The following is a 13,218-nucleotide window of genomic DNA, read 5'->3' on the forward strand; positions in this document are numbered from 1 at the left end:
CCCACCCTACGTCCGAGTGCTAACTGCAGCAAGCACTCTGCTAGCACGTGACGCGGATCACGCGAACAGCAGCTCCGACAGGGTGTAGATCGCAAGGCCGGCGAGCGAACCGACCACGGTGCCGTTGATCCGGATGAACTGCAGGTCCCGGCCGACGGCGAGTTCGATCTTGCGACTTGCCTCCTCGGCATCCCAGCGCTCGACGGTTTCGCGGATGACGGAGGTGATCTCGTCGGCGTAGTTCGACGCGACGAAACGGACGGCATCGAGCAGCCACCCGTCGATCTTGGTCCGCAACTCGCCGTCCTCCCGCACCCGGATACCGAAGGCCATGACGTTCTCCGCGACCTTCGTCCGCAGCGTGCTGTTCGGATCGTCCACCGAATCGAGGATCATCCGCTTCGCGGCACGCCAGGTCGCGGCGGCGAGCTGGGTCACCTCGTCACGCCCCATGATCTCCGCCTTGACCTTCTCGGCCTTGGCGATGGTCACCGGGTCGCTCTGCAGGTCGCGGGCGTAATCGGCCAGGAAGCGATTGATCGCCAGCCGGACCTCGTGCTCGGGATTCGAGCGGATCTTCCAGGTGAACTCGACCAGCTCGCGGTGGATCCGCTCCCCGAGCAGCAGATCGACGAATTTCGGCGACCAGGACGGCGAGTCGCGGCTGATCACGCGATCGATGGTCTCCTGACTCCCGAGGGCCCACTGGTGCGCCCGCTCGGCGAGCATGTCGACGAGCGGGAGATGCCGATTCTCGGAGATCAGTTCGGTGAGAACACGTCCGATCGGCGGCCCCCATTCCGGTTCGGCGATGCGCTTGACGATGGTGTGGTCGATGATCTGCTGGATGTCGTCCTCACGCAGGACTCCGACCACACCCCGCAGGACCGTCGACGTCTCCTTCGCCACCCGGGCGGCGTTGTCCGGCTCGGCCAGCCACGTACCGACCCGCAGCGGTATCTGCGCCGATTCGACCTTGGCGGACACCACCTCGGGGGCGAGGAAGTTGTTCCCGACGAACGAGCTCAGGTTGGCACCGAGCTGGTCCTTCTTCCGCTTGATGATCGCGGTGTGAGGAACGGGAATCCGCAGCGGATGCCGGAACAGTGCGGTGACGGCGAACCAGTCGGCCAGCGCACCGACCATGCCGGCCTCGGACGCAGCCCGCACGTAACCCACCCACGCGCCTGCGCCTCGGGTCTCCTGCCATCGGCAGAACAGATAGATGATCGCGGCGGCGACGAGGAAACCGGTCGCAACCGCCTTCATGCGGCGGAGGTCTCGGCGTTTGATCTCGTCATCGGTCGTCAGAAGCTGCACGCGATCGATTGTGCCGAAAGTCGGCGGCCGGCGGCCGGAACGCCCTCGAGTTCTGAAGGACCGGAGTACGAATCGTAGACTGAGCCGACGATCGACACCGAACGGATGTGCCACACAGTGTCCAGCAGACCGCAGACGACTTCGACCACAGCCTCGACCGAGGACGTGCCGCCCGCAAAGCAGGACGGGCGCAAACGCCGGTGGCACGAGCACAAGATCGCGCGCCGGGAAGAACTCGTGGACGGCACCATCAACGCGATCCGCGCCCGGGGACACGAGATCGGCATGGACGAGATCGCCGCCGAGATCGGCGTGTCGAAGACCGTGCTCTACCGGTACTTCACCGACAAGAGCGACCTGACGACGGCCACCATGCTGCGCTACGTCGAGACCGTCCTCGCGCCCCGGATCTACGCCGCAGTAGCGGAGGACCTGGACGAATACGAGCTCACCCGGGAGGCCATCACGGCCTACGTCGAGACCGTCGCCGACGACCCCGCCGTCTACCTGTACGTGATGAGCAACAGCGCGTCGGCGGGACGCGACGTGGTGGCCGACTCGGAGCGGATGATCGCCGAACTCGTCGCCACCGTCCTCGGCGAACGCCTCCGCCTGCTCGAGATGGATTCGGGCGGCGCCGTGCCGTGGGCCTACGGCATCGTGGGCGGTATCCAGCTCGCGACCCACTGGTGGATCTCGAACAAGTCGATGAGCACCGAGGATCTCATCGACTACCTGACGATGATGATCTGGGGCGGCATGACCGGGATCGCCGGTGTCGCCGGATCGCCGGTGCGTTTCAAGTCGCAGTCCCACCCGCTCCTCCCGGAGTCCTCGACCGCGCCCTGACCCCCGGACCCCTTTACTGTTACTCGCGGTTGCACGTATAGTCCCGGACTATGAGCGACGACGCGGACGACCTGCACGACTCCGGCTACCGCGGCCGTGCCGAGGTCACGGTGGGAGATCGAAGTGCCGTCGTCGACGTGGAGATATCAGGCCGATTCGATCCCCTGCTCGGCCGGCACGTGTGGCGGGGTCGCCTCCGCAAGCTCACCGAAGCCCTCGGCGAAGGCGCCTCGCCCGCGTCGGGAACCTCCGTGACCATCTCGGTGCCGGGAGCGCCGAACCCCGCGACGGCACGTATCTCGGAGATCGACCTGTGGGGAAGCCACATGATCGACGGCACATCACGTCCGCCCTATCCGCTCGGACCCGACGACGCCGATGAGGATCCCGCCTGAAAGCCCCCGGGTGTGACACGCTTCGGGCATGACGAAGGACCACACCTTCCGGCCCGCGTCGATCGTCGAGGCGCTCCGAGCCGGGCCCACGACGCGCGTAGCCGACCTCCACACGAGTGCGACACCGGGATTCGACGGAGACAGAGCCCTCGGTGAGCGTCTGCTCACCGAACGCGGCGCCGTCCTGTCCTCCCTCCAGGAGATGCTGTTCGCCGAGGGACGGACCGGCGGTACCCGCTCGGTGCTGCTGATCCTGCAGGGGATGGACACCGCCGGAAAGGGCGGCATGGTGCGCCACGTCATCGGCCACGTCGACCCACAGGGCGTCGACCACACTGCTTTCGGCGTCCCCACCGCCGAGGAGAAGCGGCATCACTTCCTGTGGCGGATAGCGAAAGCCGTCCCCCGCAACGGCCAGCTGGGCGTCTTCGACCGCTCGCACTACGAGGACGTGCTCGTCGCCCGGGTCAGGGCGCTCGTGCCCGAGAGCATCTGGCGGGGGCGCTACGACGAGATCAACCGCTTCGAGGAGGAGCTCGTCCGCGAGGGAACGACTCTCGTGAAGGTCGCGATGTTCGTCTCGCTCGACGAGCAGAAGAAGCGTCTGGCCGAACGCCTCGAACGCCGCGACAAGCACTGGAAGTACGCGCCCAGCGACGTCTCGGAACGCGCCCTGTGGCCGCAGTACCAGCAGGCCTACCAGGACATGCTCGACCGGACGAGCACCGACGAGGCACCCTGGTACGTCGTCCCGTGCGACCGTAAGTGGTACAGCCGTCTCGCGGTCACCGAACTGCTCATCGACGCCTTCGAGCGCCTCGACCTCGATTGGCCGGAGCCGACCTTCGACATCGAAACGGAGAAATGCCGACTCGCAGAGTCGTGAGGTGGACCGACTCGCAGAGTCGTGAGGTGGACGTCAGAACAGGTGCGGGGTATCGAAGTGCCGTCTGTGGTCGCGCCGGATCGTTCCGGACACCAGGCCGAACGCCGCGCCGAGCGCGACGACCGCCGCGATCGCCGCGACGACTGCCCAGCCCTCGAATCCGTAGCCGGCGGCCACGAGCGTCAGGGCAATCATCAGGATCGTGGTCAGCGCGAGACCGTAGGCGCTCCACGCCACGAAGAGATTGAGTTTCACGACCGGTCCTCCTTGGACGAGGTGACCCACTCGAATTCCGACGGTACCTGTACGTGATCCCCCTCACAACTGTTCGGCCGCGCCGCCGAGCACGTCGTAGCGGACGACGGCGAACTCGCCGCTCTGCCCCATCCCGGTCAGGCGCATCTCCACGTGCCGCGGAAGCAGGGGGCGTCCCGATCCGATCGTCACCGGCGCGAACGAGACGATCAGTTCGTCGAGCAGACCGTGATCGGCGAACTGCCCCGCGAGATCGCCGCCTCCCACCATCCAGAGGTCGCGACCGCCGGCCGCCTCGGCCATCTCCGCGTACACCGGGCGGACGTCCCCCCGGGTGAACCGGATGTCGCCGGGTACGCCCCCGGAGCGCGCCACCGGCAGATCGTCGCGGTGGGTGAACACCCAGCAGGGCAGGTCGTACTCCCATCCGTCCTCACCTGCGTGATCGAGTACCCAGAGATAGGTCGACGCTCCCATGACGATCGCCCCGATCCCTGCGATGAACTCCGCGTACCCGACAGGTCCCCCGTCGCCGGTCTCGCGTGTGAGCAGCCAGTCGAGCGAATGATCCTCGGTAGCAAGAAAACCGTCGAGGGTGCTCGCGGTGTAGTAGACCATCCGGGTCATCGGTCACTCCTGTCGTCGTCGATATCGACCAGTGCGAGTGGGGCGTCTCGGACCCAGGCGAGTGGGTCGCCGTGGTCGACGGTCAGGCCCGCCGCGCGGAGCATGTGGCGCACGAGTTGCCGTCGATGCGCAGAAAAGGTGAGGACGTGGTTGATCACTCCGCCGAGGACGAAACTCTCCGGTGGCTCGCACAGCGCGTCGATGAGCAGGTCGCCCCAGGCACTCCGCCTGTGGATGTCGCGCACCGCTTCCGCCCAGCGCGGCGCTACGTCGGCGAAGCGGGAGCGCACCGACGCGAGGTCCGCAGCTCCCCGTTCGGGCTGCTCCCCACCCGACATCGATGCGAGCCACACCTCTTTCGACCACACCAGATTGCCGAGGGCAGCGGCCACCGATTCCTCGGGTCCGTCCCATTCGAGTACCACGAGGCCGGGGAAGCGGACGCGTGCGTATTCGTCGTCGTCCAGCCCGGACGCACACTCCAGCAGGATCTGTGTATCGGCGAGATCGTGCTGCACCATCTGGGCCACGACCTCCCCGGCCGTGACGGCGGCGGACTCGCGTCGCTCGTCGTCCTCCACCCACAGGTTCGTCGGAGGGTGGAAGTGCACCCCGTTCGGTGAGGACAACCAGTGGTCGCTGCCGCCGGAACCGAGTACCCGGATCGCAGCGCTGGGCGGATATCCGTATGCCCGCGCGAACGCACGTCCGAAGCCTTCGACGCTGTCGTAACCGGCCGCGAAGGCCGTCTCCGTGACGGTCGCACCCTCACGCAGCTGCCACGCTGCGCGTTCGAGTATCACCCTGCGTCGCAACGCCACCGGCGACTCCCCGGTCCCCAGCGTGAAGCGGCGGCTGAAATGCCAGGGCGACGCATAGGCGTGCCGGGCCATCCGCTCGAGGGTGGCGTTGTTCTCGTCGAGGACTGCGTCGAGCAGTTCGCGTAATCGATCCCGGCCGTCGGTCATGGGTCCAGTCTCGCGTGCACAGCTGCGCTCCCGCTCGACCGTTCTTGCTGTCCTGGTGCGGGCAGCCGTCTCCGCCGATCCCGGCGTGCGGTCAGCCCGGCATGGTCTCGCCGCCGAGAGGGGCGAGCACTTCACCGCTGTAGTAGGACGACATCGTCTCCGACGCGAAGAAGACGTACGAGGGGGCGATCTCGTCCGGTTGCGCAGCCCGGCCGAAGGGCGCCTGCTGCCCGAATTCGGACACCTTCTCCGCGTCCATGGTCGCGGGGATCAACGGTGTCCACACCGGACCGGGAGCCACACAGTTCACGCGGATCTGCCTGTCCTGCAAAGCTTGCGCGAGAGAGTAGGTCAACGCGATCACGGCGCCCTTCGTCGCCGAGTAGTCGATGAGCGACTTGTTCCCCCGCAGTCCGTTGACCGACGCGGTGTTGATCACCGCGCCCCCCGGTGTCAGATGCGGCAGCGCCGCCTTCGTCACGTGGAAGAAGCTGTCGATGTTGACGGCGAAGGTGTGCCGCCACTGCTCCTCGCTCAGCTCGGCGAAGTCGTCGACGGGCTGCTGGGTGCCGACGTTGTTCACGAGGGTGTCGAGCCCACCGAGGTGTTCGACCGTCTCGGCGACCACCGAGCGGCAGTGCTGCGCGTCTCCGAGATCGCCTGCGATCACATGACACGTGCGACCTTCCTGTCGCACGAGCTGCGCGGTGTGTTCGGCGTCGTCGTGCTCTTCGAGATAGGCGATCGCGACGTCGGCACCTTCCTTCGCGAACGCGACCGCGACCGCCCGCCCGATCCCGGAATCACCGCCGGTGACGAGAGCCTTGCGTCCGGACAGCAGACCGCGTCCGACGTAACCGCGCATCTCGTCGGCGGGTCGCTCGGCCATGTCGCCGGTCTCGCCGGGATAGTCGATGGTGTGGGGTTCTCGTTCGCGGTCCTCGCTCATGGCCGCCGAATACCCACAGACTCCGCCGGTATGCACGCCCGTGGCGCCCGCGGTCGTTTTTCCGGAGCACACATCGGGTAAACAGGCCGTATGGCTCACGAGACCCGGATGTGCGATGTCCACGACGCTCCGCTTCCCACGCCGCGAGGTCCTGTTTCCGCAGAGGTCGTCGAGCGTCTGCGGGGCCCGGTGGACGACTCCTCCTGGGATGTGACGACCGCGGGCGCCGACGCCTACGGTGAGGATGTCCAGCTGGCACTGGCCGTTCTCTACGAGCTGCACTATCGCGGCTTCGCCGGGCTCGACCCAGCCTGGGAGTGGGCTCCCGGCCCCCTGGGTGTGCGGGCACGCCTCGAGAAGATCTTCCTCGACCGGTTGCGAGAGGATGTCCCCGCCGCGGACGACCCGCAGAGCGTGCTCGAGGAGCTGTGCCGTGAACCCCACGACGCCTGGGGCGTCTCGCACGAGTTGGCCGCGCGCGGTGACTGGGACATGATGCGGGAGTTCTTCGTCCACCGATCGATCTACCACCTCAAGGAAGCCGACCCGCACGCGCTGGCCATCCCCCGCCTGTCCGGTCGCGCGAAGGCCGCACTGGTTGCCGTGGAGTTCGACGAATACGGCGGCGGACGAGCAGATCGCATGCATTCCCGTCTGTTCGCCGACCTGCTGGTCGCGGCCGGCCTGAAGGACGACTATCTCGGATATCTCGACGTCGTTCCGGCCGTCACCCTCGCCACGGTGAACTTCATGTCGTTGTGCGGTCTCCATCGCGCGCACACGCCGATGTTGGTGGGGATGTTCGCCGCAGCCGAGATCACCACCGCACCGAGCGCTCGGCGCATGGTCGATGCTCTCGAAAGACTCGGCGCGGACGAGGCGTGCATCCTGTTCTACTCCGAACACATCGAGGCCGACGCAGTACACGAACTCGTCCTGCGTCACGACGTGGTGGGTTATCTGCTGGAGCAGGATCCGGGCTGTGCTCGGGACATCTCCTTCGGTGCACAAGCCATCGAATTCCTCGAGGGCCGGCTCGGAAGTCACCTGCTGGGCAGCTGGTCGGCCGGCCGCACGTCGCTCCTCACGTCGGCCGAGACGCCGGCCTGACGTGCGAGACCGATGCCCCCGCCTCGGTCGAGGAGGCGGGGGCATCGGTCCGAATCCGTGAAGCCGTGTCCGGGCTCAATCGATGAGGCCGGGTTCGTGGGTGGGCGTACCACCGGAGCCGCGGAGGCGACGGTGACGCAGATTCAGGACGGACATGACCACGCCGACGAGGATGAGGACGGCCGCGGCGACGGCGCCGACGAGTACCCATCCTTCGAAGCCGTCGCCGGCCGCGTAGAGAACGAGAGCGACCACGGCGATACCTGCGAGAATGCAGGCGTATCCGATCCAGCCCGAAGCTTGCGTGGCAGTGGTGGGAGCGTGAGCCCGATTCGATGGTTTCGTCATGATGGCGAATACCCGCATACACCTCCCCGCGAAACCCGGGAGCCGGGTCGTGCAGATCCGAACGGGTTTGTACACCAACGCGTTACGAATCCGTCAGGACGGGATGCGGCGGTCGATGGGGCCCCGCTCCACGAGCGCCGCGAGCCGCTCACGCGCGGTCCGAACCGAGAGGACGGGACTGCCCGTGCCCGTTCCTTCCTGCATTCCGTGCACGGTCTCGGACCACACCTCCGGGCCGTCGTGCACGGGCGACCATCCGAGTTCCTCGCGCGCTCTGCCGCAGTCGAGCATCGGACAGTTGTACGCGAGATCGATCCACCCGCCCTGGACCGGTTGCAGCCGTAGGCGCCAGGTCGCTTCGGCCACCGCCGACAGACTTCGCCACGGCATCGGAACCGTGGGGCACCCGAACGGGGCCGCGAAGTCGGCCGCTCCCACGGGGGTGGGGGCCGCCAGGTTGAACGGACCGGGTGCCCGGCGTTCGAGAGCAGCGATCGACGCGCGGGCCACGTCGTCCGAATGGACGGCCGGGACAGCGAGACTGCGGTCGATCGGCATCACGGGCAGATGCTTCGTGATCGCACTGGGGACGAACTCCGGCAGCACATAACGCTCGAGCCCGGGGCCGGCGACCGACTGCCCGATGAAGCCCGGACGGAAGCGGGTGACCACGGGGGCGTTCGGATCCTTCTCGAAGTCGTCGAGAAAACGTTCCGCATCGACCTTGTCGACGCTGTACACACACGTCGGCACGCCGTCCCGAGACCACGATTCGTCGACCTCTCGACCGTAAGCGCCTGCGGAATAGACGGCAGCAGAGGACATGTGCACCACATGCCGGACACCGGCCGCGGCAGCCGCCGTCATCACGGCACGCGTGCCGTCGACACCCACCCGGTGCAGATAGTCGCGGCGGTGCGAGGGCTGGAATCCCCATACGAGATGCACGACCGCGTCCGCCCCCGCGAAGATCGGAGTGAGCACGTGCTCGGCATCGGGGTCTGCGATGTCGAGCGCACACCACGTGACGCCGACATACGGATCGCGCGCCGGAGGGATCCGGCGCGCGATCGCAACGATATCTGGTTGTTCCGGATGTGCGGCGAGCCTGCTCAGGAGCGCCGTGCCGGCGTTGCCACTGGCTCCGGTGACGACGATGCGCCGCGGTAGACCTGATCGTGACCTCGTGGCCATGGGCGTCGGAGAACTCGTCGGATCCAGCCGGCTCAGCGGGCTGATTCCGCCGCGTCCTTCTCGGTCTGCGCATCGGCGTTCGACAGGACACCGGCCGAGTTCTCGAGGTGCGCCCGGACGAACCACTGGAACTTCTCGAGCTGCCCGGTCTGCCCGATCAGAACGTCCTCGGTGATCGGATCCAGCTTGCCGACCTCCTCGATCGCCTTGCGGTTGTCGGTGACCAGGCCGTCGTACACCAGGTCGAGGGCGGCGAGATGTGCCTGCGCTGTGTCGCGTCCCACCGAATAGTCGTCCCACGTGCGATTCTTCTCGATCGCGCCGGGCGTGCCCTTGGGGGACGAGCCGAGGGCGGCGATCCGCTCGGCGACTTCGTCCGCGAAGCCACGCACGAGCTCGACCTGAGGGTCGATCATCTCGTGGACGCCGATGAAGTTCGGTCCGACGACGTTCCAGTGGATGTGCTTCAGCGTGAGGTGCAGGTCGTTGTAGGCACTCAGGCGCTCCTGGAGAATCTGTGCGGTGCGCGAGCCGTCGGCATCGCTCAGACCGGGAACCGTGTAGCTCGACTTCGACATTGTGCTTCCTCCAGAATGCTCTCGGGGTATTTCACAAGGCGTATACCCGAGATGCGCGGCGCCTCAAACATGTACCGGCGGGTGACCGGTGGGCTGCATCCGGCCTTCGGACCCACTCGGCGATCTGCACATCTGCATCTGTAGTCACAAGCGTTTGGAAACGGACCAATCCGGTTATTCGTCCTCCAGACTCCGAGACTCCAAGTGTTTCGGACACGACATCCGAGGTGGCGAGAATGATCATTCTGGGTCTTATTCTGCTTGTGGTGGGCTTCTTCACGGGGATCTCGATCCTCACCACACTCGGGGTGATACTGCTGGTGGTCGGCGTGATCCTGGCAATCCTGGGTGCTTCCGGCCGGGCTATCGGTGGACGCGCGCACTGGTACTGACCCCGAAGTCATCGTCCGCGCGAGCCCAGGGCTCCGGCGCGATGCACGACACGGGATCCCGGGTGCTTCGAGCACCCGGGATTCTTCGTTTTCGGGGGAACGTCAGCGGTCCGACCGCAGGAACACCTACCGAAAGCAAAGTCCGGACCGACCCTTTCGGGTCGGCCCGGACGTCGTAGGTCGTCGGCCCCGGAGGTCTCAGGCTTGCGGCTTCGGCGTTCACAACGCGCGGTGACTGGTGTCGCAGAGCGGATACAGTGCGCTTCGGTGACAGCGGCACACCGCCACGACGAATCTGTCGGATTCCACTTCCGCACCGTCCTCGGCGACGATCCGAACCGGCCCTTCGACCAGGATCGGGCCGCCGCGCACCTGACGCACCACACGCGCGTCGCACTCACCGTCGCCGGTGATCCTGGTGATCTTCGGTGTTCTGCTCACGTTCTCAGCTCTTCAGTCGGGGGCGGTCGGCCCGAACGACGACAACTTCCTCGGTGGCGGTGCCGGGCTCCGCCAGCTGCGAGGAGTACAGATAACCCGCTCGACTGCGGAGGACCGGACCGAAGGGGATCCTGCTGCGAGCGACGACGGAGGCCTTCAGGTCGGCGTCGCGCAGACGACCGAGCGTGGCATCCACCCCTGTGAACTCGGAATGGACGATCAACGCGAATCCGCCGGGGGCGAGCAGCGAGGGCAGACTGTCGCACAGCGGGTCGAGGACACAGCGACCGTCGGCGCCGGCATCCCAGCGCGGATCGAGATTCTCACCTTCGCACGGGACGTAGGGCGGATTGGACAGCACCACATCGAAAGGGCCGTGCTGCAGCGCGGCGTCCAGACCACCCCGCCTCGCGCGGATCGGCAGCCGACGTGACCAGGCGTTGACACGCGCGGTGAGCACGGCCCGGGGCGCGATGTCGAAGGCGGTCACCGAATCGGCGCCGAGCAGGGCCGCATTGACGGCCAGAAATCCGCTCCCGGTACAGAAGTCGAGAACACGGGCACCTGCCGTTCCACCGGCGTCCGCCAGTGCACTTGCGAGCAGGTACGAATCCTCCTGAGGGCGATACACCCCGGGAAGACGCCATACCCGCGGCCGATCCGACCCGTCCAACGCCAGGGAAGCTGTCACGTCACACCACCTCGGTATTTCGAGTTCGACGGCGTCTCCACCGAGACCTGGGCGAGGGGCCCGGACCCGTCCGCTCGTGTCGTCCGTTCGGGGGCGGATACCCGGGTGACTTCCCTGTGAAACACACCACGGCGCAGAAGTTCGCTTCCGGAACTACGAGAACAGCACCTTGCGTGCCGCTTTCCGGACGCGACGGGTGATCGGCGCGGTGCGCGCACTGTCGGCGAGTGCGGCATGAGCGGCATTCCAACCACCCATGCCGTGGACTCCCCCGCCCGGATGTGCGCTCGCGCTGGCGAGATACACGCCTTCCACGGGGGTTCGTGCTCCCCCGAAACCGGGCGTGGGCCGCAGGAACAGCTGCTGGTATATCTGCGCCGTCCCACCGTTGACCGCGCCACCGGCGAGATTCGCGTCGGCCGCTTCGAGGTCGCCGGGTCGCTGGACGTGTCGTCCGACCACTCCCGCGCCGAAACCCGGTGCGTAGGATTCCAATTGCGCGTCGACCCGTGCGGCCAGATGGTCGGCGGCCGCGTCGTCGGTAACCCCCCGGGGCAGATGCGTGTAGGCCCAGCAACTTTCGGTTCCCTCAGGCGACCTCGTCGCGTCCGTGGTGGTCATCTGACCGAACAGCAGGAAGGGTGATTCGGGAACGACACCGGTCGACAGATCGGCCGACCATCGGATCATCGCGTTCGTATCGGCACCGACATGGACGGTGCCGGCCCCGCTCAGCGAGGGCGATCGCCACGGAACAGGCCGGTGGAGAGCATAATTCACCTTCACCACCGGGGTGTCCCATTCGAATCGGCGAAGGTCGTCGAGCACCCGTGCACCGACGGCATCTGCCGGAAGCAGGCGCGTGTACAGAGCGGGAGCCGAGACATCCGCGATCACCGCGCGTCGCACCTTCACGCGGTCGCCCCCTGCCGTACGCACCGCGGAAACCGATCCGGTCTCCACCTCCACGCCGACCACCGGCGAATTGCACATCACCTGGGCTCCCGCCGATTCGCAACGCCGGACCAGCGCGTCCGTGAGCGCCCCGGCACCGCCGACCGGCGCAGGAAAACCGACATCCTGCGCAAGCATGGTCAGGATGTAGCCCATGACTCCGCTGCCCGGAGCGTCCGGAGGGGTGTCGGCATGCATCGCATTGCCGAGGAGCAGCAGACGCGCCGCCGACCCACCGAAGAGTTCGGCGGACATCCGCGTCACGGGCAGCGCGAGCATGCGTGCATAACGCAGGAGTTCCCCCGTCTTCATCCTCCGCAGCAGGTCCATGGAACCACGGACAGGAGGGAACGGACCGAGCAGCAGTTCGAGCAGCGCATCCCGAACCTGCGCCCACTGCTCGACGACGGCCAGCCACGCCGCCCCGTCGCCCACGCAGCGGCGCTCGAGATCGGCCGCAGTGTCCGCCGGATCGGGCGACACGACGATCGCGTCGTCGTCGTCCGGCCCCAGAGGATGCCCGAACGCTTTGGGTGAGCGCGCCCACCGGAGACCATGGGATTCCAGCTCCAGCGCCCGGAAGGCCGGTGAGACGACACCGAGCGGATAGAACGCGCTGAACAGATCGGCGCGGAAACCGGGATGCAATTCCGCGCTGCGCACCGCCCCGCCGGGTTCGGGCTGTTGTTCGAGCACGAGAACGTCCCACCCCGCGTCGGCGAGTGCCGCGGCGGCCGTCAGACCGTTCGGCCCGGCCCCGATGACGACCGCATCGACTGTGGATCCGTTCATTCCGTGGCACCCTCGGCGAGAAGCGCCAGGCGTCGCAGGCATTCCCGGTTGCGCGGCAACACCATCTCCTCCTGTATCCGATCGGGGACGGCGGCATAGGGTCCGGAGACGACGTGCTCGGCCATCGTGATGTGGGTACCGCCGTCGCGGCCCCGCTCGAGGGTGATCGCTATTTCGGCCTTACCGAACAACCAGGCGCGTGCGCGCAGCACCAGTTCCCGTTCGGGCACCATGGCGCGGACCTCGGTGCGGTCGTCGAGCAGCAGGGGCCAGAGCCCCACCGAGTGGTGGATACGCGCTCCCGGTGCGGGCCACGTGGTGTCCACCGCCCGGATACGTGACGCGCCCACTACCCACGAGGCGTATCGCCAGCCGTCCGCCAGGATCCCCCAGACCTGTTCCGGTGTCGCCGGTGCTTCGATCGTCGCGATCCTGGCCATGCCCGCTCCTCATCCTCTGGACGACAGCT

17 protein-coding genes are annotated in these 13,218 nt (G+C 67.1%); 5 read left to right on the forward strand and 12 right to left on the reverse strand.

What is annotated here, in order from left to right:
- Nucleotides 1-57: 57 nt before the first annotated feature.
- On the reverse strand, nucleotides 58-1,269 hold the full coding sequence (locus MOM01_RS16605; protein WP_277609872.1) for a DUF445 domain-containing protein: 1,212 nt from the start codon (nucleotides 1,267-1,269) through the stop codon (nucleotides 58-60).
- 156 nt (nucleotides 1,270-1,425) lie between these two features.
- On the opposite strand from MOM01_RS16605, the gene MOM01_RS16610 reads away from it, so the two are divergent.
- The 3 genes from MOM01_RS16610 to MOM01_RS16620 are packed head-to-tail and all read left to right on the forward strand — an operon-like array spanning nucleotide 1,426 to nucleotide 3,450.
- Complete coding sequence (locus MOM01_RS16610) at nucleotides 1,426-2,169, forward strand: TetR/AcrR family transcriptional regulator (RefSeq protein ID WP_241386523.1); 744 nt, start codon at nucleotides 1,426-1,428, stop codon at nucleotides 2,167-2,169.
- Nucleotides 2,170-2,219: 50 nt separating this feature from the next.
- Nucleotides 2,220-2,564 (forward strand): DUF4873 domain-containing protein, encoded by a 345-nt coding sequence (locus tag MOM01_RS16615; protein ID WP_241386524.1) that lies wholly within the window; start codon nucleotides 2,220-2,222, stop codon nucleotides 2,562-2,564.
- A gap of 28 nt (nucleotides 2,565-2,592) precedes the next feature.
- Nucleotides 2,593-3,450 (forward strand): polyphosphate kinase 2 family protein, encoded by an 858-nt coding sequence (locus MOM01_RS16620; protein WP_241386525.1) that lies wholly within the window; start codon nucleotides 2,593-2,595, stop codon nucleotides 3,448-3,450.
- Nucleotides 3,451-3,483: 33 nt separating this feature from the next.
- On the opposite strand, the gene MOM01_RS16625 is transcribed toward MOM01_RS16620, so the two are convergent.
- The 4 genes from MOM01_RS16625 to MOM01_RS16640 all read right to left on the reverse strand — a co-directional run bounded on the left by MOM01_RS16625 (nucleotide 3,484) and on the right by MOM01_RS16640 (nucleotide 6,249).
- Nucleotides 3,484-3,705: a hypothetical protein gene (locus MOM01_RS16625; RefSeq protein WP_241386526.1), complete on the reverse strand. Its 222-nt coding sequence runs from the start codon at nucleotides 3,703-3,705 to the stop codon at nucleotides 3,484-3,486.
- 63 nt (nucleotides 3,706-3,768) lie between these two features.
- The gene (locus MOM01_RS16630) at nucleotides 3,769-4,332 is read right to left on the reverse strand and encodes a dihydrofolate reductase family protein (RefSeq protein ID WP_241386527.1); all 564 of its coding nucleotides are present in this window, start codon (nucleotides 4,330-4,332) and stop codon (nucleotides 3,769-3,771) included.
- Nucleotides 4,329-5,300: a helix-turn-helix domain-containing protein gene (locus tag MOM01_RS16635; protein WP_241386528.1), complete on the reverse strand. Its 972-nt coding sequence runs from the start codon at nucleotides 5,298-5,300 to the stop codon at nucleotides 4,329-4,331. Before MOM01_RS16635 ends, MOM01_RS16630 begins: the two co-directional genes overlap by 4 nt.
- A 91-nt stretch (nucleotides 5,301-5,391) precedes the next feature.
- Nucleotides 5,392-6,249: an SDR family oxidoreductase gene (locus MOM01_RS16640; RefSeq protein WP_241386529.1), complete on the reverse strand. Its 858-nt coding sequence runs from the start codon at nucleotides 6,247-6,249 to the stop codon at nucleotides 5,392-5,394.
- Nucleotides 6,250-6,339: 90 nt separating this feature from the next.
- On the opposite strand from MOM01_RS16640, the gene MOM01_RS16645 reads away from it, so the two are divergent.
- Nucleotides 6,340-7,359, forward strand: a complete 1,020-nt coding sequence (locus tag MOM01_RS16645) for an iron-containing redox enzyme family protein (RefSeq protein ID WP_241386530.1) — start codon at nucleotides 6,340-6,342, stop codon at nucleotides 7,357-7,359.
- 75 nt (nucleotides 7,360-7,434) lie between these two features.
- Here MOM01_RS16645 and MOM01_RS16650 read toward each other — a convergent pair whose 3' ends face one another.
- The 3 genes from MOM01_RS16650 to MOM01_RS16660 form a co-directional block, all read right to left on the reverse strand.
- Nucleotides 7,435-7,707, reverse strand: coding sequence for a hypothetical protein (locus MOM01_RS16650; RefSeq protein WP_241386531.1), 273 nt, complete (start codon nucleotides 7,705-7,707; stop codon nucleotides 7,435-7,437).
- A 93-nt stretch (nucleotides 7,708-7,800) separates the two neighbouring features.
- A complete protein-coding gene (locus MOM01_RS16655; protein ID WP_241386532.1) occupies nucleotides 7,801-8,901 on the reverse strand; it encodes an NAD-dependent epimerase/dehydratase family protein in 1,101 nt (366 codons plus the stop codon).
- 32 nt (nucleotides 8,902-8,933) lie between these two features.
- The gene (locus MOM01_RS16660) at nucleotides 8,934-9,479 is read right to left on the reverse strand and encodes a Dps family protein (protein ID WP_241386533.1); all 546 of its coding nucleotides are present in this window, start codon (nucleotides 9,477-9,479) and stop codon (nucleotides 8,934-8,936) included.
- A gap of 236 nt (nucleotides 9,480-9,715) precedes the next feature.
- Between MOM01_RS16660 and MOM01_RS16665 the strand changes: the two genes are divergently transcribed.
- On the forward strand, nucleotides 9,716-9,871 hold the full coding sequence (locus MOM01_RS16665) for a DUF6131 family protein (RefSeq protein WP_241386534.1): 156 nt from the start codon (nucleotides 9,716-9,718) through the stop codon (nucleotides 9,869-9,871).
- Between the two features lie 219 nt (nucleotides 9,872-10,090).
- Here the strand turns inward: MOM01_RS16665 and MOM01_RS16670 are convergent, their stop codons facing one another.
- The 4 genes from MOM01_RS16670 to MOM01_RS16685 all read right to left on the reverse strand — a co-directional run bounded on the left by MOM01_RS16670 (nucleotide 10,091) and on the right by MOM01_RS16685 (nucleotide 13,189).
- On the reverse strand, nucleotides 10,091-10,312 hold the full coding sequence (locus tag MOM01_RS16670) for a CDGSH iron-sulfur domain-containing protein (protein WP_241386535.1): 222 nt from the start codon (nucleotides 10,310-10,312) through the stop codon (nucleotides 10,091-10,093).
- A gap of 4 nt (nucleotides 10,313-10,316) precedes the next feature.
- On the reverse strand, nucleotides 10,317-11,003 hold the full coding sequence (locus MOM01_RS16675; protein ID WP_374112316.1) for a HemK2/MTQ2 family protein methyltransferase: 687 nt from the start codon (nucleotides 11,001-11,003) through the stop codon (nucleotides 10,317-10,319).
- Between the two features lie 153 nt (nucleotides 11,004-11,156).
- On the reverse strand, nucleotides 11,157-12,749 hold the full coding sequence (locus MOM01_RS16680; protein ID WP_241386536.1) for a phytoene desaturase family protein: 1,593 nt from the start codon (nucleotides 12,747-12,749) through the stop codon (nucleotides 11,157-11,159).
- Nucleotides 12,746-13,189, reverse strand: a complete 444-nt coding sequence (locus MOM01_RS16685) for an SRPBCC family protein (protein ID WP_241386537.1) — start codon at nucleotides 13,187-13,189, stop codon at nucleotides 12,746-12,748. Before MOM01_RS16685 ends, MOM01_RS16680 begins: the two co-directional genes overlap by 4 nt.
- Nucleotides 13,190-13,218: the final 29 nt, after the last annotated feature.

Origin of the sequence: Rhodococcus sp. CH91 (assembly GCF_022554085.1) — a bacterium.
Lineage (GTDB): Bacteria > Actinomycetota > Actinomycetes > Mycobacteriales > Mycobacteriaceae > Rhodococcus.

Coding starts and splice junctions, on each gene's coding strand:
- MOM01_RS16605 (WP_277609872.1), bottom strand. CDS start 1,269: ATGAAGGCGGTTGCGACCGGTTTCCTCGTCGCCGCCGCGATCATCTAT.
- MOM01_RS16610 (WP_241386523.1), top strand. CDS start 1,426: ATGTGCCACACAGTGTCCAGCAGACCGCAGACGACTTCGACCACAGCC.
- MOM01_RS16615 (WP_241386524.1), top strand. CDS start 2,220: ATGAGCGACGACGCGGACGACCTGCACGACTCCGGCTACCGCGGCCGT.
- MOM01_RS16620 (WP_241386525.1), top strand. CDS start 2,593: ATGACGAAGGACCACACCTTCCGGCCCGCGTCGATCGTCGAGGCGCTC.
- MOM01_RS16630 (WP_241386527.1), bottom strand. CDS start 4,332: ATGACCCGGATGGTCTACTACACCGCGAGCACCCTCGACGGTTTTCTT.
- MOM01_RS16635 (WP_241386528.1), bottom strand. CDS start 5,300: ATGACCGACGGCCGGGATCGATTACGCGAACTGCTCGACGCAGTCCTC.
- MOM01_RS16640 (WP_241386529.1), bottom strand. CDS start 6,249: ATGAGCGAGGACCGCGAACGAGAACCCCACACCATCGACTATCCCGGC.
- MOM01_RS16645 (WP_241386530.1), top strand. CDS start 6,340: ATGGCTCACGAGACCCGGATGTGCGATGTCCACGACGCTCCGCTTCCC.
- MOM01_RS16650 (WP_241386531.1), bottom strand. CDS start 7,707: ATGACGAAACCATCGAATCGGGCTCACGCTCCCACCACTGCCACGCAA.
- MOM01_RS16655 (WP_241386532.1), bottom strand. CDS start 8,901: ATGGCCACGAGGTCACGATCAGGTCTACCGCGGCGCATCGTCGTCACC.
- MOM01_RS16660 (WP_241386533.1), bottom strand. CDS start 9,479: ATGTCGAAGTCGAGCTACACGGTTCCCGGTCTGAGCGATGCCGACGGC.
- MOM01_RS16665 (WP_241386534.1), top strand. CDS start 9,716: ATGATCATTCTGGGTCTTATTCTGCTTGTGGTGGGCTTCTTCACGGGG.
- MOM01_RS16680 (WP_241386536.1), bottom strand. CDS start 12,749: ATGAACGGATCCACAGTCGATGCGGTCGTCATCGGGGCCGGGCCGAAC.
- MOM01_RS16685 (WP_241386537.1), bottom strand. CDS start 13,189: ATGGCCAGGATCGCGACGATCGAAGCACCGGCGACACCGGAACAGGTC.